The sequence below is a fragment of the Stagnimonas sp. FW305-C-60 genome (assembly GCF_058782965.1).
Genome location: NZ_JBYSYF010000002.1, coordinates 905,674 through 928,160, shown reverse-complemented (window position 1 = coordinate 928,160; position 22,487 = coordinate 905,674). Strand labels below are relative to the sequence as shown.

The 22,487-nt window shown below is 58.5% G+C and carries 21 protein-coding genes; 20 read left to right on the top strand and 1 reads right to left on the bottom strand.

Annotated features, from left to right (window positions below; all coding sequences use genetic code 11):
* Nucleotides 1-7 precede the first annotated feature (7 nt).
* The 18 genes from AC3WT6_RS11150 to AC3WT6_RS11065 all read left to right on the top strand — a co-directional run bounded on the left by AC3WT6_RS11150 (nt 8) and on the right by AC3WT6_RS11065 (nt 20,001).
* Nucleotides 8-1,015 carry a hypothetical protein gene (locus AC3WT6_RS11150; RefSeq protein WP_492653645.1) on the top strand — a complete coding sequence of 336 codons (1,008 nt, stop codon included), beginning with the start codon at nt 8-10 and terminating at the stop codon, nt 1,013-1,015.
* A complete protein-coding gene (locus AC3WT6_RS11145) occupies nt 1,012-1,872 on the top strand; it encodes a sulfotransferase domain-containing protein (protein WP_492653644.1) in 861 nt (286 codons plus the stop codon). The genes AC3WT6_RS11150 and AC3WT6_RS11145 overlap by 4 nt, the downstream gene beginning before the upstream one ends.
* A gap of 6 nt (nt 1,873-1,878) precedes the next feature.
* The gene (locus AC3WT6_RS11140) at nt 1,879-3,084 is read left to right on the top strand and encodes a glycosyltransferase family 4 protein (RefSeq protein WP_492653643.1); all 1,206 of its coding nucleotides are present in this window, start codon (nt 1,879-1,881) and stop codon (nt 3,082-3,084) included.
* Nucleotides 3,081-4,256, top strand: coding sequence for a glycosyltransferase family 4 protein (locus tag AC3WT6_RS11135; protein ID WP_492653642.1), 1,176 nt, complete (start codon nt 3,081-3,083; stop codon nt 4,254-4,256). The genes AC3WT6_RS11140 and AC3WT6_RS11135 overlap by 4 nt, the downstream gene beginning before the upstream one ends.
* Nucleotides 4,253-5,221 carry an NAD-dependent epimerase/dehydratase family protein gene (locus tag AC3WT6_RS11130; RefSeq protein ID WP_492653641.1) on the top strand — a complete coding sequence of 323 codons (969 nt, stop codon included), beginning with the start codon at nt 4,253-4,255 and terminating at the stop codon, nt 5,219-5,221. The genes AC3WT6_RS11135 and AC3WT6_RS11130 overlap by 4 nt, the downstream gene beginning before the upstream one ends.
* The gene (locus AC3WT6_RS11125; RefSeq protein WP_492653640.1) at nt 5,218-6,255 is read left to right on the top strand and encodes an MraY family glycosyltransferase; all 1,038 of its coding nucleotides are present in this window, start codon (nt 5,218-5,220) and stop codon (nt 6,253-6,255) included. Before AC3WT6_RS11130 ends, AC3WT6_RS11125 begins: the two co-directional genes overlap by 4 nt.
* A 39-nt stretch (nt 6,256-6,294) precedes the next feature.
* Entirely contained in the window at nt 6,295-7,494 is a 1,200-nt protein-coding gene (locus AC3WT6_RS11120; protein ID WP_492653639.1) for an acyltransferase family protein, read from the top strand.
* Between the two features lie 216 nt (nt 7,495-7,710).
* Entirely contained in the window at nt 7,711-8,349 is a 639-nt protein-coding gene (locus AC3WT6_RS11115) for a class I SAM-dependent methyltransferase (RefSeq protein ID WP_492653638.1), read from the top strand.
* Nucleotides 8,350-8,396: 47 nt separating this feature from the next.
* Entirely contained in the window at nt 8,397-9,548 is a 1,152-nt protein-coding gene (locus AC3WT6_RS11110; protein WP_492653637.1) for a glycosyltransferase, read from the top strand.
* Nucleotides 9,545-10,486, top strand: a complete 942-nt coding sequence (locus tag AC3WT6_RS11105; RefSeq protein WP_492653636.1) for a sulfotransferase family protein — start codon at nt 9,545-9,547, stop codon at nt 10,484-10,486. The genes AC3WT6_RS11110 and AC3WT6_RS11105 overlap by 4 nt, the downstream gene beginning before the upstream one ends.
* 211 nt (nt 10,487-10,697) lie before the next feature.
* Nucleotides 10,698-11,369, top strand: a complete 672-nt coding sequence (locus tag AC3WT6_RS11100) for an FkbM family methyltransferase (protein ID WP_492653635.1) — start codon at nt 10,698-10,700, stop codon at nt 11,367-11,369.
* Between the two features lie 65 nt (nt 11,370-11,434).
* Nucleotides 11,435-12,769, top strand: coding sequence for an oligosaccharide flippase family protein (locus AC3WT6_RS11095; RefSeq protein WP_492653634.1), 1,335 nt, complete (start codon nt 11,435-11,437; stop codon nt 12,767-12,769).
* A gap of 102 nt (nt 12,770-12,871) precedes the next feature.
* Nucleotides 12,872-14,014, top strand: a complete 1,143-nt coding sequence (locus AC3WT6_RS11090) for an acyltransferase family protein (protein ID WP_492653633.1) — start codon at nt 12,872-12,874, stop codon at nt 14,012-14,014.
* Between the two features lie 170 nt (nt 14,015-14,184).
* Complete coding sequence (locus AC3WT6_RS11085; RefSeq protein ID WP_492653632.1) at nt 14,185-15,333, top strand: acyltransferase family protein; 1,149 nt, start codon at nt 14,185-14,187, stop codon at nt 15,331-15,333.
* Between the two features lie 141 nt (nt 15,334-15,474).
* Complete coding sequence (locus tag AC3WT6_RS11080; protein WP_492653631.1) at nt 15,475-16,581, top strand: polysaccharide biosynthesis/export family protein; 1,107 nt, start codon at nt 15,475-15,477, stop codon at nt 16,579-16,581.
* Nucleotides 16,582-16,900: 319 nt separating this feature from the next.
* On the top strand, nt 16,901-17,680 hold the full coding sequence (locus tag AC3WT6_RS11075) for a sulfite exporter TauE/SafE family protein (RefSeq protein ID WP_492653630.1): 780 nt from the start codon (nt 16,901-16,903) through the stop codon (nt 17,678-17,680).
* A 172-nt stretch (nt 17,681-17,852) separates the two neighbouring features.
* Entirely contained in the window at nt 17,853-19,037 is a 1,185-nt protein-coding gene (gene sat / locus AC3WT6_RS11070; protein WP_492653629.1) for a sulfate adenylyltransferase, read from the top strand.
* Between the two features lie 4 nt (nt 19,038-19,041).
* Nucleotides 19,042-20,001 carry a DHH family phosphoesterase gene (locus AC3WT6_RS11065; RefSeq protein WP_492653628.1) on the top strand — a complete coding sequence of 320 codons (960 nt, stop codon included), beginning with the start codon at nt 19,042-19,044 and terminating at the stop codon, nt 19,999-20,001.
* 75 nt (nt 20,002-20,076) lie between these two features.
* Here AC3WT6_RS11065 and AC3WT6_RS11060 read toward each other — a convergent pair whose 3' ends face one another.
* Nucleotides 20,077-20,856, bottom strand: coding sequence for an inositol monophosphatase family protein (locus AC3WT6_RS11060; RefSeq protein WP_492653627.1), 780 nt, complete (start codon nt 20,854-20,856; stop codon nt 20,077-20,079).
* A gap of 41 nt (nt 20,857-20,897) precedes the next feature.
* Here AC3WT6_RS11060 and AC3WT6_RS11055 point away from each other — a divergent pair, with 41 nt between their 5' ends.
* Nucleotides 20,898-21,728 (top strand): RNA methyltransferase, encoded by an 831-nt coding sequence (locus tag AC3WT6_RS11055; protein WP_492653626.1) that lies wholly within the window; start codon nt 20,898-20,900, stop codon nt 21,726-21,728.
* Between the two features lie 14 nt (nt 21,729-21,742).
* Nucleotides 21,743-22,483, top strand: a complete 741-nt coding sequence (gene cysE, locus AC3WT6_RS11050) for a serine O-acetyltransferase (protein ID WP_492653837.1) — start codon at nt 21,743-21,745, stop codon at nt 22,481-22,483.
* The last annotated feature ends 4 nt before the right edge of the window (nt 22,484-22,487 follow it).

Genomic DNA, 22,487 nt, shown 5'->3' with positions numbered 1-22,487 from the left:
GGACGACATGAAGTTCCGGACCATTGTTCTCGGGTTGTTCGCCGCGCTCGGACTCTATGCCTGCCTAAATTTCCTGTTGCTGCAGCGGCCGGTGACGCTCGGTTATATCGAGAACGCCTATCGCGCGAAGGCCGCGGCCGCTGAGCGCCTGAATGCCCAAGGGGCCCCGAAGATCGTGCTGGCATCTGGCAGCAACGGTCTCTATAGCCATCGCTGTGAAACACTCACACGCTATACCGGTGTCGCTTGCGTGAATCTTGCGGTTTCCTATATCGCTGGGCTCCAGACGATCTTGGGGAAGGCTGAGGCGCAGTTGCGTCCAGGAGACATTTTGCTGCTGCCGCTTGAGTACGGATTCTACGGTGCAACCGAGGAAGAACTAGTCAACAATACTTCCGGCAACCGCTTCATCGCTTTGTACGAGCCGGGGTTGATGCGCGACCAGTCCATCAAGCGGACTGTTGCCGTGATCTTTTCGCTCAGTCTCCGGGATGTCTTTACGTCTCTTGGCGAGATGCTGTTTTCGCGGATAGGCATCCTCCGCGATACCGATCAGTTTCAACTCAACGCGCAGGGAGACATCATCGGCCACGTGCGCGCGAAGGCCCGTCAGTACGACACATTTCTTGCTGGCGAGAAGGGCAGTGAGCCCAATCCCGGAGTTGTGGCGGGCGAGGCTTTTGCTGGGCTCGACGTGATTCGGGCGACGACGCTGCGGCAGGCTGGTCGTGGCGTCAGGGTTGTCGGGAGCCTGCCGACCACATTCGACGATGCGCAGCCTTCACCAGAGTTCATCGCCTGGTTCAAGCGGTTCTACGCCGACGCCGGTGGCCGGGCGATTGTGCTCGACAATCACAGCCGGTACCCGCGCGAGTTGTTCTACAACACCAAGTACCACCTCAATGAGGAGGGACAGATTCTGCATTCGCGGTTGCTTGCCGAGGCCCTGTGCCGTGAGCAGGTAATCTTGGACTGTCCGGTCGAGACGCTGGCGCCACAGGGGACGACCCCATGAGCCTGGCCAGCCTCGCTTTCGTCTGTGTCGGACCACAAAAGACCAGTACATCCTGGCTGGATGCGATGCTGCGCCAGCATCCCGGCCTTGCCTTGCCCGACGAGGTCAAGGAAACCTTCTTCTTCGATCAGTTCCACGCCCGTGGGCAGGCCTGGTACCAGGCCCTGTGGCGGGGTTCCCTAGGCGGGCGCCAGCGCGGTGAGATCGCTCCCTCATACTTTGACGATGTGGCTGCCCGAGAAAGGCTGCGCGCGCACAACCCGCGCCTGAAGATCATCGTTTGCCTGCGCGATCCGGTGGAACGGACCTACTCCCTGTACTGCCACCACTACGCGCGGGGCAAGGTGAAGGGGGCGTTCGCCGACGCGGTGAAAGCGATGCCGCGCATCCTCAGCTCGGGCGACTACGTTGAACACGCCGCCCGCTGGGCTGAAGATTTCGGTGCCGCGCAGTTGCTGCTGATCCGCCAGGAGGACGTCCGCGACCGGCCCGCCGTGGTGCTTGACGAAGTATGCCGCTTCCTTGGTGTTGCGCCGGTGGTTTGGAACGAGGCGGGCGGTGCAGTCTACGAGCGTCCCAAGCCGCGCTCGCTGCTGCTCTCGCGCCTGGCGGCGATCATTGCCCGTGGTCTGCGCCGTTTCGACCTGCACGGTGCGGTGCGGCTGGCCGACCGGCTGGGCATCCGCAAGTTGGTGTTTGGCGCCCGCAAGTTCGAGTACCCGCCCCTGACCGTGGCCGACCGCGCCATGCTGGAGCGGCGCTACGAGACCTCGCGCCAGTGGCTGGCTGGGCTCGATTTCTCGCAGGGTGCGGTGAGTGGTGCCGCAGCGTTCCCGCAGCGACTGCGAAGGGCCTGAGCGTTCATGAAGATTCTGTATTTCATCGCCTATCCGCAGCGTATGGCTGGCGCCAACCGCAGTCTGCTCGACCTAGTCACCGGAATCGCGGGGCGCTGCCAAGTGCTGGTGCTGGTGACGGGTGAAGGACCGGTGGCCGACGCCTACCGCGCAGCTGGCCTGCGGGTGCGGGTGATGCCCCCGCCGGGGGCATTGAATATCTACGGTAAGGCGCTGGCAAAGGGTGGCCTGCGTCGACGGGTGGCGCTGCTCGCCGATCTGCTGGGCTATACCCGTCGGCTGGCCGCGTTGCTGCGCGACGAGAAGGTCGACGTGGTGCACGTCAACAACATGCGAGCCGGCCTGTTAGCGGGCGTTGCCGCGCGTCTGCGGCGGGTGCCCATCGTGGGGCATGTGCGTGGCGAACTGAGTGTGGGGCCGCTCTTCTCGGCTGCCTACGAGCTCATTAGCCATCGCCTGGTCTCTGTCTCCGAGCAGGTGCGCAAATCCCTGGGGCCCATTGGTCGGCGCAAGTCGGTGACGGTCTACAACGGCATCAATGATTCGGTGATCGTCTCCGCCTCGCGGCGTATTCCGTGGCTGGAAAGCCAGCGCCAGGCTGGCAAGGTGGTTTTCGCCTACTTCGCCTCGGTGGTGCCCTTCAAGGGGCATTCGACTCTGGTGGAAGCCATGGCCCGACTCAATGCCGATGGATTCGCCGACCGCTACACCGTGCTCTGCCTGGGCGACTTCGTGCCTGAGTACGCCGCCTACCAGGGCCTGCTCTGCGAGCTGCAGAACCGTCTGGCGGTCGACAACCTCAGCTTCGCCGGCTGGCAGCAGAATCCTTTCGATTTCTATCCGCTGGCCGACGTATGCCTGCTGGTCTCGGCCAACAGCGGCCGGATCGAGCTCGGCGGGCGTGCCATCACCCTGAAGGGCAACGAGGGCTTCCCGCGCACCATCCTCGAGGCCATGCTGTTCGGCAAGGCCGTGATTGGCACCGACAATGCCGGTGTCTGCGAGCAGATCGAGGACGGCCAGTCCGGCCTGCTGATTCCGCCGCTGGACCCGGCCGCTTTGGCGTCGGCGATGCGGCGGCTGATCGAGGCGCCTGAGGCGCGCGCACGCATGGGGGCCGCCGCCGCTGCCAAGGTGCGCGAGCGGTTCTCGTCGCGTGCCTGCCAGGACGGAGTGTTCGCTGTTTACCGCGAACTGGTCCCGGACGCATGAATTCCTTGCAGCCAGCGCCGGCGCGGCTCCGCGTACTGCACCTGATCACCCGGCTGAGTCCGGGCGGTGCCCAGGACAACACCCTGGTCACCTGCGAGCTGCACGACCGCGAACGGTTTGAAGTCCACATTGCCAGCAATCCGCAGGGCGAGTTGCGGGAACGGGCTCTGCGCGCCTGCGAAAACCGCTTCCATCCGCTACCGAACTTGGTACACCCGCTGGATGCCCGGCGTGATGCACTTGCCCTGATCGAACTACTGAGCCTGCTGCGCCGGGAACGGTTTGACCTGGTCCATGGCCACAGTTCCAAGGCCGGTTTCCTGGGGCGAATCGCGGCACTTATCACCGGCACGCCCTTCGTTTTTACCTACCACGGGTTTCCGTTCCACGAGTTCATGTCGGCCGGCAAGCGCCGCTTTTACATCGGTCTGGAACGGCTCGTGCGGCGGGGCGCGCGCCACTACATCACGCTCAGCGAGAATGATCGCCGCGAGGCGATCGCACTGGGCATGATCGGCGGGCAGAACTCGACCGCGGTCTATACCGGCATCGACTTCGGCAAGCTTGACAGCGTGTTGCGGTCGCCACCGCCGGACCCCCTTCTGGCGCTCGGCGTGCCGGCGACCGGGCGACGGATCGTGCTGGTAGGCCGGCTTGATCCGCAGAAGGCTCCAGAGCGGATGGTCGAGGCCTTTGCCCTGGTCCAACATCGCTATCCGGACGCGCAGTTGGTGCTGGTTGGCGACGGCGAGCTGCGGACGGCGGTCGAGCGCAAGATCCAAGAGATGGGCGTAGGCGCTGCCGTGCACCTGCTCGGCTATCGCAAGGACGTGCTGGAGATATTGCATCACTGCGATCTGTTTGCCTTTTCCTCGCTCTGGGAAGCGATGGGTCGCTCAATGCTGGAAGCCATGCTGATGGCCAAGCCGGTGGTAGTCCCGGCCATCTACGGCATACCCGAGGTGGTCGAGGACGGTGTCACCGGCAGGCTGTACGAGGTCGGTCGAATCGAGCAGCTTGCCGAGCGGATTTGCGACTGCTTCGCTGATCCCGGAGCCGCCGCTGCCATGGGGCGCAAGGCCCAGGGGCGAATCCGGAGCCTGTTCGATGCGCGCCGAATGGTGCAGCGCATCGAAGCGATCTATTCGTCCGTGCTGGGGGCTTCAGTATGAAGGTACTGATCACCGGCGCCAGTGGTTTTGTCGGACGGCAGGTCGTCAGAGACCTCGCAGCGGCCGGCCATTCCTTGCGGCGAGCCTTGCGCACTCCAGTAACGGTGGACCGGTCGCCGGTGGGCGAGGACTACGTGGTGGGCGAGATCAACGCCGACACCGACTGGCGCGAAGCCTTGCGTGGGGTCGATGCCGTGGTTCATCTGGCGGCACGGGCGCATATCCTGCGCGAGGTCGCCGGTGATCCCGAGCGGGAGTTCATGAACACCAATGCTGAGGGCACCCGCCGCTTGGCCGAGGCTGCTGCTGTAGCCGGGGTAGGGCACCTGATCTTCATCAGCAGCATTGGCGTGCACGGTGCCGGCGGCGAGCAGAGTCTGGATGCGCACAGCCGCCTCGCTCCGACTACGGCCTACGGGCGCTCCAAGCTCGCTGCCGAGTCGGCCTTGCGACAGATCGCAATGGACAAGAGTTTGCGGGTAACGGCGCTGCGCCCGCCGCTGGTTTACGGTCCGGGCGCGCCGGGCAATCTCGAACGCCTGCTGCGCCTGCTTCAGCGCGGATTGCCGTTGCCCCTGGGCTCGGTCCGCAATCAACGCAGTTTCATCGGGGTCCGTAACCTGGCTAGCGCACTGCTAGCCTGTCTGGCTACCGAAGGGGCGGGTTTCGAGGCGTACCCGGTGGCCGATGTCGAGCGGGTCTCGACCCCGGAACTGCTGCGTCTGCTGGCGCAGTCCATGCAGCGGTCAGCGCGGTTGTGGCCGGCACCGCCGGCATTGCTACGGACCGCGGGCACTCTGACGGGCCGTCGGCATCAGATCGAGCAGTTGTGCGGCTCGCTGACCGTGGACGGCACGGCCTTTGCCCGCAGATTTTCCTGGACCCAGCCATACTCGCAATCAGAGGGGCTGACTGAGATGGCGCAGGTGTTTGTGCGCGGGACGATGGGGGATAGGGCGGAATGATTCTGGCTTTTCTGCTTGCTGCCGGGGTGGCGGCACTGGGTTGCGCACTGCTGATCCGCTACAGCGCCCGAATCGGTCTGATCGACGAGCCCAACGAGCGCTCCCTGCACCTGCAACCGGTGCCGCGCTCGGGGGGCTTAGGTCTATTGCTGGGTGTGGCGGCGGGCATGGCGGCGCTCTATCTACAAGGCGGTTCATTCCCAGCCTGGGCATTGCAGGCTGCTGCCGCAGCCTTGGCGGTAGCCGTCGTCTCTCTGTTCGACGACTATCGGGAGGTCCCTGCCGGCCTAAGGTTGGTTGTGCACCTGGGTGCGAGCCTGACGCCGGTGTTCTGTGGGCTGTCATTCAACTCGATACCGTTCCCGGGTTTCGAGATTCCGATGCCGGGGCTATTGGGCCCCCTGTTCACCGTGCTGTTTACGGCCTGGATGATTAATCTTTACAACTTCATGGATGGCATGGATGGCTTTGCTGGTTCGATGAGTCTGATCGGGCTTGCAACACTATCGGGGCTCGCTGCCCTGGCGGGACAGGGCAGTTATTCCGCCATGGCCGGGGTTGTTGCTGCCGCCTCGGCTGGGTTTCTCCTGTTCAACCGACCGCCAGCGAAGATCTTTATGGGCGACGTCGGGTCCGCGACCCTGGGTTACCTGATTTCGATATTCATCCTTTGGGGAGCGAAGCAAGGCGCCGTCGAGGCTTGGATATCAGTGATGGTGTTCTCGGTATTCATCGTCGACGCCACGGTTACGCTGATCCGGCGGGCGCTGAACGGCGAACCCTTGTGGAAAGCGCATCGCAGCCATCACTACCAGCGACTCGTGCAGTCCGGTTGGTCGCATGCGCGGACCACCGGTGTAGCTATCCTGCTGATGCTGGGTTGTGCCGCCTCGGCCTACCTGGGGAGAGGCGCCGGGCCGACACTGGCCTGGTGCATCGTCGTTTTCTGGGTGTTGCTCTATGTGGCGCTAGCCTGGCTGATTACGCGCTACGAGGCTCGTCTTAAACCCAACACTAAGGGAGCGACCTTGTGAGCCGCCTATCTGCAGCTCCTACTGTCGAGGAGCGTCCCTATGACTAGCCGCTCCGCCCAGACCAACCTGGACTGGCTGCAAGTTGGCCGCGGCGTGGCGGCGCTGCTGGTGGTAATGGCACATGCAACCTTGCTGTCGGAGCGTCGCTATGGGCAGGAGTTCCTTGCCGGCTTTTTTAGCGTCGGCAATGTCGGCGTCGATTTCTTCTTCGTGCTCAGTGGCTTCATCATCTTTTACATCCACACCCGGGATATCGGGCACCTTGGGCGGCTAAAGGCTTACGCGGCAAAGCGGCTGACCCGTATCTACCCTATGTACTGGTTGCTGAGCCTCGTAATTTTGCCGGTGTACCTGCTGTTTCCGGGGTTCGGAAAAGCGCACGACCCAAGCATGGCCTATCTGGTGAAGTCCTTCCTGTTGTGGCCACAGGAGGCCTTGCCGATGCTGAGTGTGGGCTGGACGCTCACCCACGAAATGTATTTCTATCTCGTGTTCGGGCTGATGATTGCCGCGCCACGCTGGGTCTGGTTGCCGTTGGTGACTGTCATAGCTGTGCTTAGTAGTTGGAAGCTTGCGGCTGATCACGGCATGGCCTGGAACGGTGACAAGTACCGGACCGGAGCCACCGTCTTTGACCAGTCGGAATTGCTCGCTTTCCTACTGTCGCGACACAACATCGAGTTCTTCGCTGGCTGCCTGGTGGGTTGGATGGCCCCACGCTTTCGCTTGCCAGCGGCAGGATGGATCGGACTGGCGGGGGTGGCTGCCTTCCTCATCCCGATGGCGGGTCTGGCCTTCAAGCTCCCTTGGAGCAGTGCGATCCTCTACGATAAGAGCGCTCGGACGCTCTACTATGCGGTGGTATCGGCTGTCATTGTGTTGGCTGCTGCCAATCTTAACGGTGAGCGGGGTGGGCTCCGCGCGCCTGCGTTCTCGAGGCTTCTAGGGGACGCTTCATACACGCTATACCTTGCCCATTACCCCATATTGATAGCCTGGTTTCTGGTGTGTTCGCTGGTGTTGCCAAAGCACCCGGACCCGTTCGTTGTGCACGTCGCCACGACGTTCGGCGCGCTTGTCGCCACTCTCCTGTCGGTAGCCCTTTATCGGTGGGTAGAGAAGCCCTTGCTTGGCGCGAGTCGTACCTGGGCCGAGCGCCTGTTGCGGTTGTCGAAAGACCCATTGACGGCAAACCCCGCTGGGTTGATCGGCGCCGCCGAGCCGCGGAAACTCAGCTAGGTTGGATGACGCCATTACCCAGTTGGAAAACGTTTAGTAAATTCGAGAAATACATTGAAAACTGCTCAGATCGTCCTCTTCTTCCTGGCTAGGCCTCACTACTACCCCGAACTTGCGCGACGGGTGCGTAGGCGGCTCGGTGCAGCCCTGCTCCCAAAGCCCATGGGGCGAAACAGCCGCATTGCGGCCCAATGGGCCGGGCAGCGCGCCGTGAGTATGGAAACCGCCCTGGCGCAGATGGGTGTTGGCCAAACGCCACCGTTGGCGGAGCTGTTTCCCGAGGTGGTGAAAGGGGCCGAACTGCGCGCGCAGCAGTGTCCGGTCACCATGGGCGGCGGTGGGGGAATAGACGTTCTGTACCAGTTAGCTCGGCACCTGAAGGCGGAGCGCGTGGTCGAGACCGGCGTGGCCTACGGTTTTTCATCGCTTGCCCTGCTGCTTGCATTGCGCGATACCGCAGGCAAGCTGATCAGCGTTGACATGCCATACCCCGGCCGAGGCAACGAGCGCTATGTGGGATGCGCGGTGCCTGAGGACCTGAGGTCAGCTTGGACGCTCCTCCGCTACCCAGACTCGATAGGTCTGCCCAGGGCCCTCAAGAGCTTCTCCAAGCCGATTGATCTCTGTCATTACGACAGCGACAAGAGTTACGAGGGGCGCGCATGGGCCTATCCTTTGATCTGGAAAGCCTTGCGGCCAGGCGGAATGCTCATCTCTGACGACATTGACGACAACACAGGATTCAGGGATTTTGCCGAGGAAGTCGGGATTGAACCGGTTGTTGTCAACGCGGCGGGTGGCGGCGGCGGCGCCAGCAGGCATGTCGGCATCCTCGTCAAGCCGGCCGTTGGCTGAGCGCAGCTGGTTTTGTATCGCCCTCACACCTGCGCGACGAGCTGATCATGAGCGGACTGCCGCGCCTCAACCTGGGGCTGGCCATCCCGACCCTCGATCTCGGAGGGCCGGAGAAGACCTTTTTCGCGATCATCAGAGATCTGAATCGTGAACGTTTCACCGTGACGCTTTTTGTATCTCGTGTGGGCGGGCATTACTACGATTTGCTGCCACCAGACGTACGGGTCGTAGAGGTGCCTGGGCTGCGCAGCCGATGGCCCTTGGTCAGAGTCCTGAGCTTTGCTCGCGCGGTCAATCGGTCAGGTGTCGATCTGTGCCTGGTTACGCATAGGGTCGTTTCGACGGCGCTGATTTCCTATCCGCTACTGAGAAAGGCAAAGCTGGTTGTCCGGCAGGACAACTTGGTCTCTGGAAAACTACGCTCGAACGCCTCGTTGACGGGACTCAAGGGGCTGGTCGCCAGGATGAAGGGGCGTATTTACGGCAACGCCATAGCCGTCGTTGGGCTTACGGAGGATGTGTGCGCCGATCTTGCGCAGCATGTGCCGGCTTTCGTGCCGATGGTGGTGATCGGAAATCCGATTGACCTCGCAGAGACGCGCCGGTTGGCGGAAGAGCGTCCTGATGGTGCCGAGCGTCGGCCATATCCGAACTTTGTCAGCGTCGGGAGATTGCACACCCAAAAAGGGCATGACCTACTCATACGAGCGTTTGCGGGCGTGCACCGGCAATATCCCGAGGCCCGGTTGACCATCGTTGGCGATGGCCCCGACGCTGAAATCTTGCGTCAGCTCGCGGTGGAAACCGGTGTCTCTGAGCAAGTTCGTTTCGCCGGAAGGGTGTCCAATCCATTCCCGCTGATCAGTCGCGCGGACGCATTTGTGCTGGCGTCGCGCTATGAGGGCTTCGGACACGTCTTCCTGGAAGCCTTGGCCTGTGGAGTACCACTGATCACGACCCGATGTCCTGGCAACATCGCCAAGGAACTGAACGCGACCGGAACAGTGGGTTATCTCGTGGACACCGAAAGCGTGGCTCAGCTAGAGCAGGCGATGGTGGCGATGGTCACACATGGCCGCACGTTCAAGAGCCGTCTGATGCAGGGTGAAGCCAACAACCTGCTTAAGAATTATTTGCCGGAAGTGATTGTTGGACGCTACGAGCTTCTATTCGCAACCTTACAACGCGCAAGCGCATGAACCACAGTAATTTTCATAAGCTGGCCGGCAAAGGCCTCCCTAATTTGTTCTTGGTCGGCGCGCCAAAGTGCGGAACAACGGCCTTGCATTCATATCTGGTTGCACACCCCAGCATCGCGAGTTCGGCGCGCAAGGAATTCAACTATTTCAATATTGATCATACGGCGTCATACCCATACGCAGTCAGAGATGAAGTGCAGTATAAGAGTTTCTTTGAAAAATCGACTGCTGATTACAGGATTGACGCCTCTCCATGGTATCTGTTCTCTGAAGTGGCAGCGTCGAATATAAAATTATGCGTTCCGCAAGCAAAAATAATTATCATGCTGCGTCGCCCCTGGGACATGCTGTACTCACTTCATAGTCAGCGGCTTTTTAGTGGAAATGAAGATATTTCTTCTTTCAGCGCAGCGCTAGATGCCGAGACGGCCAGAGCGCGTGGCGAAAGGATTCCTCGGATCTGCCAAGTTCCGGAGGGGCTGCAGTATCGGAAAGTTGGACTGTATGCGCAGCAGGTTGAACGATATATTGAGGCCTTCGGACGCGATAATGTTCATATTATTAAATATGATGATTTTTCCGCGGATCCGCGAAGTGAGTTTCTTCGTGTAACTCGATTTTTGTCGATCCAAGAAGTGCTTCCGTCGGAATTTTCTAGGGTAAATCCAAATACTGTAAGTAGAATTTCATCGCTTGCTGGAATTATTAACGATCATCATCATCCAGTTCGCACCGCGTTTCGTAGATTACTGCCTTCTAGCGCTGTTCGGAAAATAGTAGGGCGGAATCTGAAAAAATTTAATACTAAAGACACGCCTCGCGCTCCCCTTGACGAGGTAATTCGGCTGCAATTGAGGGAATATTTTCAGTCGGATATTGAAAGGCTGTGTAATATTTCAGGCCTAGATTTTGGCTCTTGGCTTTCCAAAAAAAATTGAGTATTTGAGAACCATTAAAATGATCCGACGAATCCTAGCGCCCCTGCGACCATATGTTCGTGGCTTTCGATTTGGTGCATTTCCTGCTCGCGATCGTGTGATATTTATCGGGCGTGGATCCATGCACGTTGACAGGGCGGAAAAGCGTGCGCAGTCGGTTCTTCGCAGCGGCGGTGTGACCCAAAGTCTGATTTCAGCAATGTTTGAGCGCTTGAACACTGCTCTTCGTCCAAATATAGTTCTTGATATTGGATCAAATTATGGAGAGGTATCGTTCAACTGTCGTTTTGGAGGCGGGCAAAAAGTTTTCCTTTTTGAGGCAAATCCAAAACTAAGACCTTATCTTCTTAAATCGATAGAGAGCCGACGGCGTGATGCGAAGTGTTTCCAAGTTGTCTCGAAAGCTGTGACTGATCACGTCGGTAGCATCACATTCTCAATTGACACACAATGGTCTGGCACGTCGAGAATAGCAGGGGCGGAAAATGAGAAAGTCGCTGGACGTGATTCGCCATCAAACTTTCAGGAGGTCGTAGTCGAAGCGACAGCTGTCGATGACGAGATTGGAGAAGTTCCAAATTCCTCCACCGTGCTATGCAAGATTGACGTCGAGGGGCATGAGCTGTCCGTGCTGCGCGGTATGAAGACGCTGTTGAAGAAAGTGTCGGGGGTTGCAATGATCGTGGAGTTTAGTAAGAGCCAGCCCGAGGCTTGGCGAAGCGAACTCTTTAATGCGCTCAAAGCAATCGGGGAAATATACTGCCTTGAGAAGCGAGGGAGAGTTGTATTAGTGACTTCACAACAGGAAATTACAAGCAGAGACGTTCTTGTGGTTTCTGGGTCATTTCAGCAGTTCGCAAGACAGATGGAGGCTGTGGGTTAGTACGCTTCCCTTCCCACCTAAGGGAGGGGACTTGATTAAGCCTACTTCCCGGAACGGTCAGAAAAGTGCGTATTTCCCCCTTGCTTCGTAGCGTGCTGCTCGCCGCCGGCTCGTCCGTTGTGCTTAAGGCTTATGGCATTGCCGCGGCTTTTCTCACTAGCTTGCTGCTTGCGCGGTCGATCGGTCCTGATGGCTATGGAGCATATGCATTTGCGATTTCTGCAGTAACGCTACTGAGCGTTCCTTCAGGTCTTGGACTGGATCGGCTGGCGGTGCGGATCGTCGCAATTTTTAAAGTTGACAAGGAATGGGGAGCACTAAGAGGCTTCATTAAATACTCCAATACTCTAACGGCTATTGTGTCGATAATTCTTTCCGCACTCCTTGCGGTGGCAATTCATTGGCGAATCCTTCCCCTGGATCCTCAACTACAGGGCGGACTCCAAGCGGCCTTGTTTTTGGTGCCCGTGCTTGCATTAACAGCCTTGCGCCAAGCGGTGCTTCGTGGGCTGAAATTTGTCACACATGGGCAGATTCCGGAACTTTTCCTTCGACCAACACTTCTGTTGATAGCAGTTTCCATATTATCAAACTTCCGACCGGCACTTTTGAGCACCGCGTCGGCTATATGGATAACAGTAATCGCTGGATTCATCGCTTTTCTCGTTGGTACAGCTGTCTTGCGAGTGAAACTTGCCAGCGTTATGCAAGATGAACAGGAGGACAGTCAGAGAAGTGAAATCACCGCCTCGCAAAAGAAAACTTGGCTATATGAGGCTTTGCCATTCATTTCGCTTGGCCTGATAACCGTAGCCAATAATCGTGCGGACATTCTTTTGCTTGGATTCCTCTCCTCGCCCGATCAGGTCGGCGTGTTCCACGTGGCGAGCCGGCTGTCCGATTTATGTGTGCTGGCGCTTTACGCATCTAATACAGCAGCCGCCCCTTACTTTGCTGAGCTCTTGTCATCGAAGCAGCACGCATCAACTGAGCGGGCGGCCAAAGGCATTTCTTCTTGGTCGTTTTGGTTAACTGTACCGGTAGTGGTCGTACTTCTGCTTCTAGGGCCGCAATTGCTCAAATTGTTCGGAGCCGAATTCGAGTCGGGATTTCTCGTTCTCGGGATTCTCGCGATGGCGCAATTATTTAACGCCGCTGTCGGCTCCGTGGGTACGGTACTGAACATGGCTGGCAAAGCGAAGTTTACATCCTTCGGAATCATGGCTGGCCTGATGGTTAATGTTATAACTTCTTTTGTTCTAGTTCCGCTCTACGGCGCAGTCGGAGCAGCCTGGTCGAGTGCTCTTGCGCTAATTACTTGGAACGCTGTATTGCTCTATTTCTGCATTGTTCATGTGGGGATTAATCCTTCTATTTTTTCCTTGCCGCAGAAAGCATAGAAAAACTGGTTCGCCATTGGCATTTCCATCGTGAAGCTGCCAGGGGTGTAGATGCTTTTAGTACCTACATAAATGGTTTTATGCGCTTAGCTAGGAGTTTTCGTGACGCCTCAGTTTGCCACATGGTTCGGACACAAGGTGCGTGATTTATTTTCACCCCTTGGCTCGATGAACCAAAGAGATCATATTGAGTGTCTCGATGGGCTTCGCGGTCTTGCCGTGCTTATAGTTGTTGCCAGCCATCTGAGTAATGCTGGCTTCTTGGGGCTTGGATTCGTAAATTTTAGCGGCATCGGAAAATCCGGTGTCTATTTATTCTTTGTTCTGAGCGCATTTTTACTCTCAACCCCATTTGTCACCAAAACTCCTCAAGAGCTGAGAAGTGGTTTACTCTGGTTGACTTATTTCTGGCGACGTTTCTTCAGAATTTACCCATTATATGTGATTATTCTGGTTGTTAGTCTGATTTCAACTTTGTTGCTCAGAAATTACACCAATGGCTGGGGTTTTCCTTATTCAATTAATGGTAAAGAGTTCTTCGATCATGTTCTATTGCTCGCTGGGAAAAGCGTCCTTTGGAGCATCGCTGTCGAGTTCAAGTTTTACTTTTTTCTCCCGGTTATTGTTTATATTCTTGTTGTCGCCGCGCAACGGAATTTATTAATGGCGGCCGCCGCTGCTGCCGGCGCAATTTTTTTTGCTGAAATGTATCTCCGGCCTGCGGCGACTTCTGATGTATCGCTTTCTCCGTATCTGTCAATATTTATTGTTGGGAGCGCATGCGCGTTTATTGGGAAAAAGATAAGCATAAATAATTTTCACTCGACATCACCGTTCGCCGTACTTTTTTTTGCAGGCATCGCGGCTTGGATTGTGCTTATACCTGCGGTGTACTCGTTTATTTTTGAAGATCCGGCCCCTGCCGAGCATATTCATTCTTTACATCTTACGTTCGCGCTAATCTGGGCAGCCGTTCTTTTGGGGTTGCTTGGTGGCCCTACTGTTCTGAGGCGTGCTCTCTCTCTTCGCCCTCTTGTAGTTATTGGGCGGATTAGCTTCAGCGTTTATCTAATCCATGCGCCTATTATCAGCGTATCAAGAGTCTTGCTTGATAAATCGGTCGTTTCTGGCCTCTTGATTCTTACTGTTTCCTTGCTGCTCTCCGCGATCACCTACTCCCTCGTCGAGAAGCCATGCTCTCGGCTGAGGCCGCCGTGGATTAACAGGCAAGAGAGAATGGCGTAAATATATTCGTGGCGATAATAAAACGCATTGAAGGAATCGCTGAATTTAAAAAATTATTCAATTGGATGATTTTTAATTATTCAGTGTGGGTGCAAATGCGTTGATCTGCTATTGGCTTCGTTGTGGCGCCAAATTTATGCCATACATCGAATATTTTTTTAAATAGATTTATGAATAAAAAGCCCTACCTTGGTGCGGCAATTAGCTGCTTCTTGGATTATGCGCGGGCATTTGCGGCGCTGCTCGTCGTAGTTTTACACGCGCGACTGCAGGTTTTTGGTGACATGAGGACGATTCGCGACGCCAACCCTGGAGACAATGCTGCGAGCAGTGCACTTCAGCTATTTACAGGACACGGGCATCAGGCCGTCATGATGTTTTTCGTAATGAGTGGCTATCTCATCGGCGGAAAGATATTAAATGAGGTTCATGCCGGGAAAGAGTTCTGGTTGCGCTATTATGTTGACCGAATGGTTCGCATTTGGATTGTTGCTATACCCGCAATTCTCATATCCGTTTTTTTTGCATACCTATCGTTGCTGTTTATATTCAGTGGAACCGAGGACACTGTTGCGCATTGTGCGCCGTCTTTTGATGTGATAATTGGAAATATATTTTTCCTGCATAAAATTATTGTGCCTGTTATTTGCAGCAATGGTGCATATTGGAGTATAGCTAATGAAGTTTTTTATTACGTATTGTTTCCAATAATAACCGCTGTCCTTTTTTCTCGGGCACCACTTTTTAATAAAATAATTCTTTCTTTGCTCATCGTTATATTGCTAATTTATGCTGCCTATGAGCCTTCAAACGAGGGGGGCATCTTGCTGTATTTTCCGGCTTGGATTCTCGGCGCCGCCTTGGCACAGGATGCTGGCCGCGAGGCAAGAGGAAGAGTGGTGTGGCTAATTGCGCTTGGAGGGGCTACTGTAGCGATGTCGCTCCAACCAACAAAAGTGCTGCTCTTTGATTATCTTGTTATTTTTCTATTTGCAGCACTAATTTTTATTTTTCGCCAAAAAAAAATGGGATCTATAAAAATATCCCCTTGGGTTGTTGGTTTTGGAAAAAAAAGCGCTTCGTTCTCGTATTCTTTGTATTTGTTTCACTTGCCAATAATTAATTTTATCGGAGTGATGACCGCCCACGTCCTTAAAATTCCTCTGGCTCAAGGGGAGTTGTCTGGGAAAAATTTAATGTTGCTTATTTTATTTGTTTTTGTTGCTTATATTTTTAGTTATCTTGCTTTTGTTTTATTTGAATCAAAGACGATGATTGTTCGGGGAATTATTACCAAAAGAATCCTCTCTAAGCCATGATCGTTTGAGGTGGAATCTGCCTGACGCGAGGGACTGAGGTTTGTCATCAATCAGGCTATGCTTTAAAGGGGTGGTGTGGTTGGTTGCATCCTCCCATCGCGGAGGATGCGGCAATTCAATTCTTTGAGGAGTTAATTGAAAATGAAGATTATGGGTGTTGGCACAGGATTGCTTTCATTAGCATTCCTCGCGGGCTGCAGCGTTACGCCAGGCATGCGCAATGACATTGACGATGGTTCCACCAGCGCGAACATCGAGATCGTTCCGATCACGGCACAATTGGTAGCCGACTCGCGCGTCCAGCAGGTTGCCGTCGATGTCGGTGGCCTGCCGGCACCATTGAAATCGGTGAGCGAAGGCGCGGACTCCTACGAGTATCGGGTAGGACCTGGCGATGTGCTGAGCATCATCGTCTGGGATCATCCGGAGCTCACCAACCCATTCGGTCAGCTGGGTGATCCCACGGCTTCCGGAAGCTTGGTGGCGCGCGACGGCAGCATGTTCTACCCGAATGTTGGCGTATTCCAGGCCCAGGGCAAGACGCTGGCCGAAGTGCGCGAATACCTGGCCAAGAACTTGGCACGGGTCATCCGGGACCCCCAGGTTGACGTCAAAGTGGCGCAGTTCCGGTCTCAGCGAATCTACGTTACCGGCGAGGTCGTGCAGCCCGGTGTGCTGTTTCTCGACGAGCAGCCCAAAGGCGTATTGGATGCCATCAACGAGCGGGGCGGCTTGGCAGCAACAGCCAATCGGTCGCGCGCGACGCTGGCGCGCGACGGAAGGATTTACGACGTGGATCTCGGGGCTCTGTATGCGCGCGGGGTGCATGCCTTCAACGCGCTGCTTCAGGCTGGTGACGTGCTGAACGTGCCCGATGTATCGAGGGAGAAGGTTTTCCTCCTCGGCGAGCTCAATCTGCAGCAGGCGATACCGATGCAACGTAGCCAGATGAGCTTGGCTGAGGCTTTGTCCACTGGCGGTGGCTTACAAACGGCGTCTGCGAACCCTCGAGCTTTGTTCGTCTTCCGGGCACCTGCCGCGGATGCCGCTCCTGAAACTCAACCCAAGGTCTATTCGATGGACCTCACGCAGCCAGAGAGCCTGTTGCTGGCCGAGCAGTTTGCACTTCGTTCACGAGACATCATCTACGTAGGGTCGACCGATTTCGCCAAGTACAACCGCGTGATCAATCAGTTGCTGCCGACCATTTCGGCGGTGTTCCAGATCGATCGCCTAACCGCGAAGTGAGCGCTGTCGGAATCTCAGTGGTGACTTTGTCGATGTCGTTGCCAGAGTTATCACTCTAGTCTGCCAATGTCGGCTCTCGGGCCGACATTGGCCTTCACTCGGTCTTGGTCCTGGAATCGTCCCTCCGCGAAGAGGTCTGCGGTTTCCCTGGCTGTCTGCGGGGTGCGTCGTAAAGCAAGCGACGCAGCTGCGAAAAATCCCCTTTGTGTGCCTGGCACCCGGTTTCAAGGGAGCGACGAGAACCTTGCATATTTGGAGTTTACGCCTGGGGTAGGCCAGGGTCGGGGCTGAGAAGATGGTGAGCTAAAGGGGAACCCGTTTGGATTGGTTTAATTCGTTGGCCGGATTTGGTGTGGGGGTGCTGGTCGGGCTTACCGGCGTTGGCGGCGGTGCGTTGATGACGCCGATCCTCGTTCTGCTGTTTGGTGTGGCTCCCGCCACGGCGGTTGGCACGGATCTGTGGTTCGCGGCGATCACCAAGATCGTCGGAGGCTCGGTGCACGGGCATCGCGGCATGGTGGACTGGCAGGTGTTTCGGCGCCTCTGCTCCGGCAGTCTGCCGGCCGCGATTGCGACGCTGCTATGGCTCCATTTTTCCGGCGTCGGGCATAGCCAGAATGGGTTGATGTTGCGAGCGCTCGGTGGGGTGCTGATCCTGACCGCGGTCGCGATGCTCTTCAAAAAGCGTTTTCATGCTGTCGGTCAGAGATTGCGCGAGCAGGCACCAGCCCGGTTCCGGCGGGCCCAGCCGGTCTTGACTGTGGTCGCCGGAGCGATACTGGGATTTCTGGTGACGTTTACCTCGGTGGGTGCGGGGGCTCTTGGCGCCGTTATGTTGCTGTACCTGTACCCCCGTCGCATGACCGCCAACCGGCTGGTGGGAACTGATATCGTGCATGCGATTCCGCTGACCATCCTGGCGGGCTCAGGACATGTGCTGATGGGCAACATCAACTTCGGCCTGTTGGGAGCGCTGCTGCTGGGCTCCATCCCCGGCGTGATCCTTGGCTCCATGGCCAGTTCGCGTGCTCCCGAAGGGTTGTTGCGTGGTGGCATCGCCATCGCGCTGGTCGCGGTTGGCGTGAAGATGATTCTGTGAAGCTGTTTGCTTAACAATTTGTGCCGCTGTGTTTTCATGGTTCTCGTCTTCGCAAGAGTCAGACTGACTGGGGTCGGGCAGACCTACCCCAGCGCTGGGACTGCGGACGTCGTGCAACCATTTCATTGACATCAAGTCCTCCCAATGGGGGGAACCACCCGAGACGCGCTCCATGATCAAGCCCCACGGTTCCGACCAGCTCCAGCCTCGCTACGTTGCAGACCCGGCCCGCCGCGCCGCCTTGGTAGCGGAGGCGGCCAAGCTCCCCAGCCTCCTGCTCAATTCGGCGGCGGCGGCCAATGCGGTGATGCTCGGCGCCGGTTACTTCAATCCGCTCCAGGGCTACATGAACCTCGCGGACTCGCTCAAGGTGGCGGAGTCGCTGGTGACCACGGCGGGCTTGTTCTGGCCGGTTCCCATCGTCAACCTGACCAAGGAGGCCGGCATCAAGCCGGGCCGCATCGCGCTGCGTGACCCGAATGTCGACGGCCATCCGGTGCTGGCGATCATGGATGTGCAGGCGGTGGAGACGGTCAGCGAGGAACAGCTGAAATTCATGGCCGAGAAAATCTTCGGCAATCTCGACCCCAAGCACCCGGGCGTCGCCACTTTTCTCGGGCTGGGCAACACCCTGCTGTCGGGGCCAATCGAGGTGCTCAACTACAGCTACTTCCAGGACGAGTTCCCGGAGACCTTCAGGACCGCAGTGCAGATCCGTGAGGAGATCGCCAAGCGTGGCTGGAACAAGGTGGTCGCATTCCAGACCCGCAATCCCATGCACCGCGCTCATGAGGAGCTCTGTCGCATGGCTAAGGAGCGCCTAGGCGCCGACGGCATCGTGATCCACATGCTGCTCGGCAAGCTCAAAGAGGGCGATATTCCGGCGCCGGTGCGCGATGCCTGCATCCGCAAGATGGTCGATCTCTACTTCGAACCGAACACGGTGATGATCACCGGCTACGGCTTCGACATGCTCTACGCCGGTCCGCGTGAAGCGGTGCTGCATGCAGTGTTCCGCCAGAACATGGGCACGGACTATCTGATCGTCGGCCGCGATCACGCCGGAGTTGGCGACTATTACGGACCGTTCGACGCACAGACCATTTTTGATACCGCGGTGCCTGCCGGTGCCTTGCAGATCGAGATATTCCGGGCCGACAACACTGCCTACAGCAAGAAGCTCGGTCATGTGGTGATGATGCGGGAAGCGGCCGATCACGTTGCCGAGGATTTCATCCAGCTGTCCGGCACCAAGGTTCGCCAGATGCTGGGGCAGGGCATTGCGCCGCCGCCGGAATTCTCCCGGCCGGAAGTTGCCAAGGTGCTGATGGACTATTACCAGAGCCTCGGAGGTTGAGGCGATGGCCTTCGTTGATGTCTTCAACGGCGACGCCGACGGCATCTGTGCTCTGACCCAGTTGCGGCTCGCCCAGCCGCGTGAGTCCCTGCTTGTGACTGGCGTCAAGCGCGACATCGAGTTGCTGGGGCGGGTCAGCGCCGGCGCGGGCGACGCGGTGACGGTGCTGGACGTGTCGCTCGACAAGAACCGCGACGACGTCGTCCGTCTGCTGGCGGCGGGTGCGCAGGTCTTCTATGTCGATCATCACTTCGCGGGCGAGCAGCCGGTGCATCCGAGCTATTCGTCGATCATCAATGAGGCCGCCGACGTTTGCACCAGCCTGTTGGTGAACGGCCATCTGAAGAATCGCTTCGCGGCCTGGGCGGTGGTGGGCGCATTTGGTGACAACCTCAACAAGAGCGCCGAGATCATCGCCAAGTCGCTGCAGCTGGAGGAAGCACCGCTGCGGCAGCTGGAGCTGCTTGGCACCTATATGAACTACAACGGCTACGGCGAAAAGGTCGAGGACCTGCTGTTCGCGCCGGAAGAGTTGTACAGACTAGTCAGTCGGTACGCGAGCCCGCTGGAGTTCATCAGCGATGGCAAGGTGCACTACAGGCGGCTGGCTGAAGGTTACGAGGCGGACATGGCTCTTGCCTCGGCGACCCGCGCCGAATCCGCCACCGAGACTGCGGCCTTGTTCATCCTGCCGGACCAGCCTTGGGCACGTCGCGTAGGCGGCGTCTACAGCAATGACCTCGCCAATCTTAATCCGGGGCGGGCGCACGCGGTGCTGACCGAGAAACCGACCGGACATTACTTGGTCAGTGTCCGCGCACCGATGAGCAACAAGCGGGGGGCCGACGAGCTTTGCCGTCGCTTCCCGACTGGGGGCGGACGAGCTGCGGCGGCTGGCATCAATGATTTACCACCGCAGAAGCTGGCCGATTTCTGGCAGCAGTTCCAGCAACAGTTCGCTTAGCTAAGCGGCTGGCTAGCGGATGCAGGCCGTTGTTGTGACCTGCCCGCTCGATTCCGCCGAGATTCGTTGGCGGCCTTAGTCGACCTTGCCCAGCAAGTCTTTCAGCGGCGCCAGCATCTTGGGCGTGGCGGCAAGGATGTTGCCGTGCTCCAGCAGCTCGCCCTCGCACAGGCCGGTCACGCCACCGCCAGCCTCCTGGACGATGACGATGCCGGCGGCGATGTCCCAGGGCTTGAGGTTGAGTTCAAAGAAGCCATCCAGCCGGCCGGCGGCGACATAGGCGAGGTCCAGCGCGGCCGAGCCGGCGCGGCGCAGGCCGGCGCTGTTCTCGGCGACGCGGCGCATCATCGGCAGGTAGGTGTCCAGTGTCTCCGGGTTGCGGATCGGGAAGCCGGTGCCGATCAGGGCGTCTTCCATGTCCTTAGCCTTGCTGACGCGGATGCGCTTGTTGTTGAGCGTGGCGCCTTCGTTGCGGCTGGCAACGTAGAGATCCTGGGTGCAGGGCGCGTAGATCACGCCGTGCTCCAGGCGGCCGCGCACTTCCACGCCAATCGAGACCGCGAAGTGGGGCAGGGTGTGCAGAAAGTTGGTGGTGCCATCCAGCGGGTCGATGATCCAGCGCACCTCACCATCGCGGCCGGAGGCGCCGCCTTCCTCGCCCAGGATGGCGTGCTCGGGGTAATGCTTGCGGATGATCTTGACGATCTCGCTCTCCGCGCCGCGGTCCACCTGCGTCACGAAGTCGCTCTTGCCCTTGCGCTCGATCTTCAGCGCATCGACGCGGTCGTAGTTGCGCATGATGAAGTTACCGGCGGCGCGGGCGGCGAGGACGGCGATGTTGGCAAGCGGCTGCATGGCAAAAAGCGAGTGAAGGCAAGCGCTTAAAATACCATGCTATGGCCAATCTCCCCTCCGAACGCCCTTCCTCGCGCAGCGATCCGCTGTTCGATCCCCGGCTCGCCAACTTCCGTGTGGTGCTGAGCCATACCCAGCATCCGGGCAATATCGGCTCGACCGCGCGGGCGATGATGAACATGGGCCTGCGCGATCTGGCCCTGGTCGAGCCCGAGCGCTACCCGCATCCGCAGGCGCGGGCCCAGGCCTCGGGGGCGATGGTGGTGCTCGATGAGGCGCGGGTTACCTCAACCTTGGAGGAGGCCGTCGCCGACTGCGCCTGGGTGGTCGGCACCTCGGCGCGCGCCCGTCACTTGGGCGACGAACCGCTGACTCCGGAAGCCTTCGCCGAACAGGCCGTGGTGCGCGCCGAGCATGGCCGGGTGGCGCTGGTTTTCGGCTACGAGCAGACCGGCCTCACCAACGAGGAGCTGGACCGCTGCAATGCGGTGGTCGCCATCCCCACCAACCCCGGCTATTCCTCGCTGAATCTGGCGCAGGCGGTGCAGGTGCTCTGCTATGTGCTGCGGCGGGCGGCCATCGCCGAGGTGCCACGGCAGTCCAGCAAGCCCGACCACCCCTGGTACCAGCCGCCCACCGCCGAGCAGACCGAGCAGTTCTACGAGCATCTGGAGCGGGTCTTGCTCGCGACTGGCTTTCTCGACCCCGACAACCCGCGTCTGCTGATGCGGCGCCTGCGCACCCTGTTCAATCGCTCTCAGCCCGACCTCAACGAGCTGAATCTGTTGCGCGGCATCCTCACCACGGTTGAAAAACCCAAGCGCCGGCGCAATAACGCCGATCTCCTGTTGCCACCGCTGGCCGAAGGCTAGGTTCCGTCATGGGCATCCTGTCCACCATCGCCGAGGACGTCCACAACATCCGCAGCCGCGATCCGGCGGCGCGTTCCACCTGGGAGGTGCTGACCTGCTACCCGGGCTTGCACGCCGTCTGGGGGCATCGCATCTCGCACTGGCTGTGGACGCACGGCCTGAAGTGGCCTGCGCGCTTCAACTCGCACCTGGCCCGCTGGTTCACCGGCATCGAGATTCATCCCGGTGCGGTGATCGGCCGGCGCCTGTTCATCGACCATGGCCTCGGCGTGGTGATCGGTGAAACCGCCGAGATCGGCAATGACGTCACCATCTACCAGGGCGTGACCCTGGGCGGCACCAGCCTGGAGAAGGGTGCCAAGCGCCATCCCACGCTCGGCGACGAGGTGGTGGTGGGTGGCGGTGCCAAGGTTCTGGGCGGCTTCACGGTCGGTGCCGGCGCGCGCATTGGTTCGAATGCTGTGGTGGTCAAGCCGGTGCCGCCTGGCGCGACCGCCGTGGGCATCCCCGCACGCATCATCAGTGACGCCGACACCCAGGCGGCGCACGGCTTCGATGCCTACGGAGTGACACGCGACATGCCGGACCCGGTGGCGCAAGCCATCCAGGCGCTGTTGCAAAGGGTAGGCGAGCAGGACGCGCAGATCGAGCGCCTTACCGCCGCCTTGCAGGGGTTGGGTGCGCCGTTGCCGAGCAGCGCGCATTCGCCGCTCCCGGAGTTCGGCGAACCCGCTCCGAGCAAGCCGGCGGCCTGAGGCC

Bases quoted from the DNA above. Each gene is read 5' to 3' on its own strand.
- AC3WT6_RS11060 (WP_492653627.1), bottom strand. From the start codon at position 20,856: ATGCAGCCGCTTGCCAACATCGCCGTCCTCGCCGCCCGCGCCGCCGGT.
- AC3WT6_RS11115 (WP_492653638.1), top strand. From the start codon at position 7,711: ATGGAAACCGCCCTGGCGCAGATGGGTGTTGGCCAAACGCCACCGTTG.
- AC3WT6_RS11065 (WP_492653628.1), top strand. From the start codon at position 19,042: ATGGCCTTCGTTGATGTCTTCAACGGCGACGCCGACGGCATCTGTGCT.
- AC3WT6_RS11140 (WP_492653643.1), top strand. From the start codon at position 1,879: ATGAAGATTCTGTATTTCATCGCCTATCCGCAGCGTATGGCTGGCGCC.
- sat (WP_492653629.1), top strand. From the start codon at position 17,853: ATGATCAAGCCCCACGGTTCCGACCAGCTCCAGCCTCGCTACGTTGCA.
- AC3WT6_RS11055 (WP_492653626.1), top strand. From the start codon at position 20,898: ATGGCCAATCTCCCCTCCGAACGCCCTTCCTCGCGCAGCGATCCGCTG.
- AC3WT6_RS11125 (WP_492653640.1), top strand. From the start codon at position 5,218: ATGATTCTGGCTTTTCTGCTTGCTGCCGGGGTGGCGGCACTGGGTTGC.
- AC3WT6_RS11130 (WP_492653641.1), top strand. From the start codon at position 4,253: ATGAAGGTACTGATCACCGGCGCCAGTGGTTTTGTCGGACGGCAGGTC.
- AC3WT6_RS11085 (WP_492653632.1), top strand. From the start codon at position 14,185: ATGAATAAAAAGCCCTACCTTGGTGCGGCAATTAGCTGCTTCTTGGAT.
- AC3WT6_RS11110 (WP_492653637.1), top strand. From the start codon at position 8,397: ATGAGCGGACTGCCGCGCCTCAACCTGGGGCTGGCCATCCCGACCCTC.
- AC3WT6_RS11105 (WP_492653636.1), top strand. From the start codon at position 9,545: ATGAACCACAGTAATTTTCATAAGCTGGCCGGCAAAGGCCTCCCTAAT.
- AC3WT6_RS11145 (WP_492653644.1), top strand. From the start codon at position 1,012: ATGAGCCTGGCCAGCCTCGCTTTCGTCTGTGTCGGACCACAAAAGACC.
- AC3WT6_RS11120 (WP_492653639.1), top strand. From the start codon at position 6,295: ATGACTAGCCGCTCCGCCCAGACCAACCTGGACTGGCTGCAAGTTGGC.
- AC3WT6_RS11135 (WP_492653642.1), top strand. From the start codon at position 3,081: ATGAATTCCTTGCAGCCAGCGCCGGCGCGGCTCCGCGTACTGCACCTG.
- AC3WT6_RS11080 (WP_492653631.1), top strand. From the start codon at position 15,475: ATGAAGATTATGGGTGTTGGCACAGGATTGCTTTCATTAGCATTCCTC.
- AC3WT6_RS11150 (WP_492653645.1), top strand. From the start codon at position 8: ATGAAGTTCCGGACCATTGTTCTCGGGTTGTTCGCCGCGCTCGGACTC.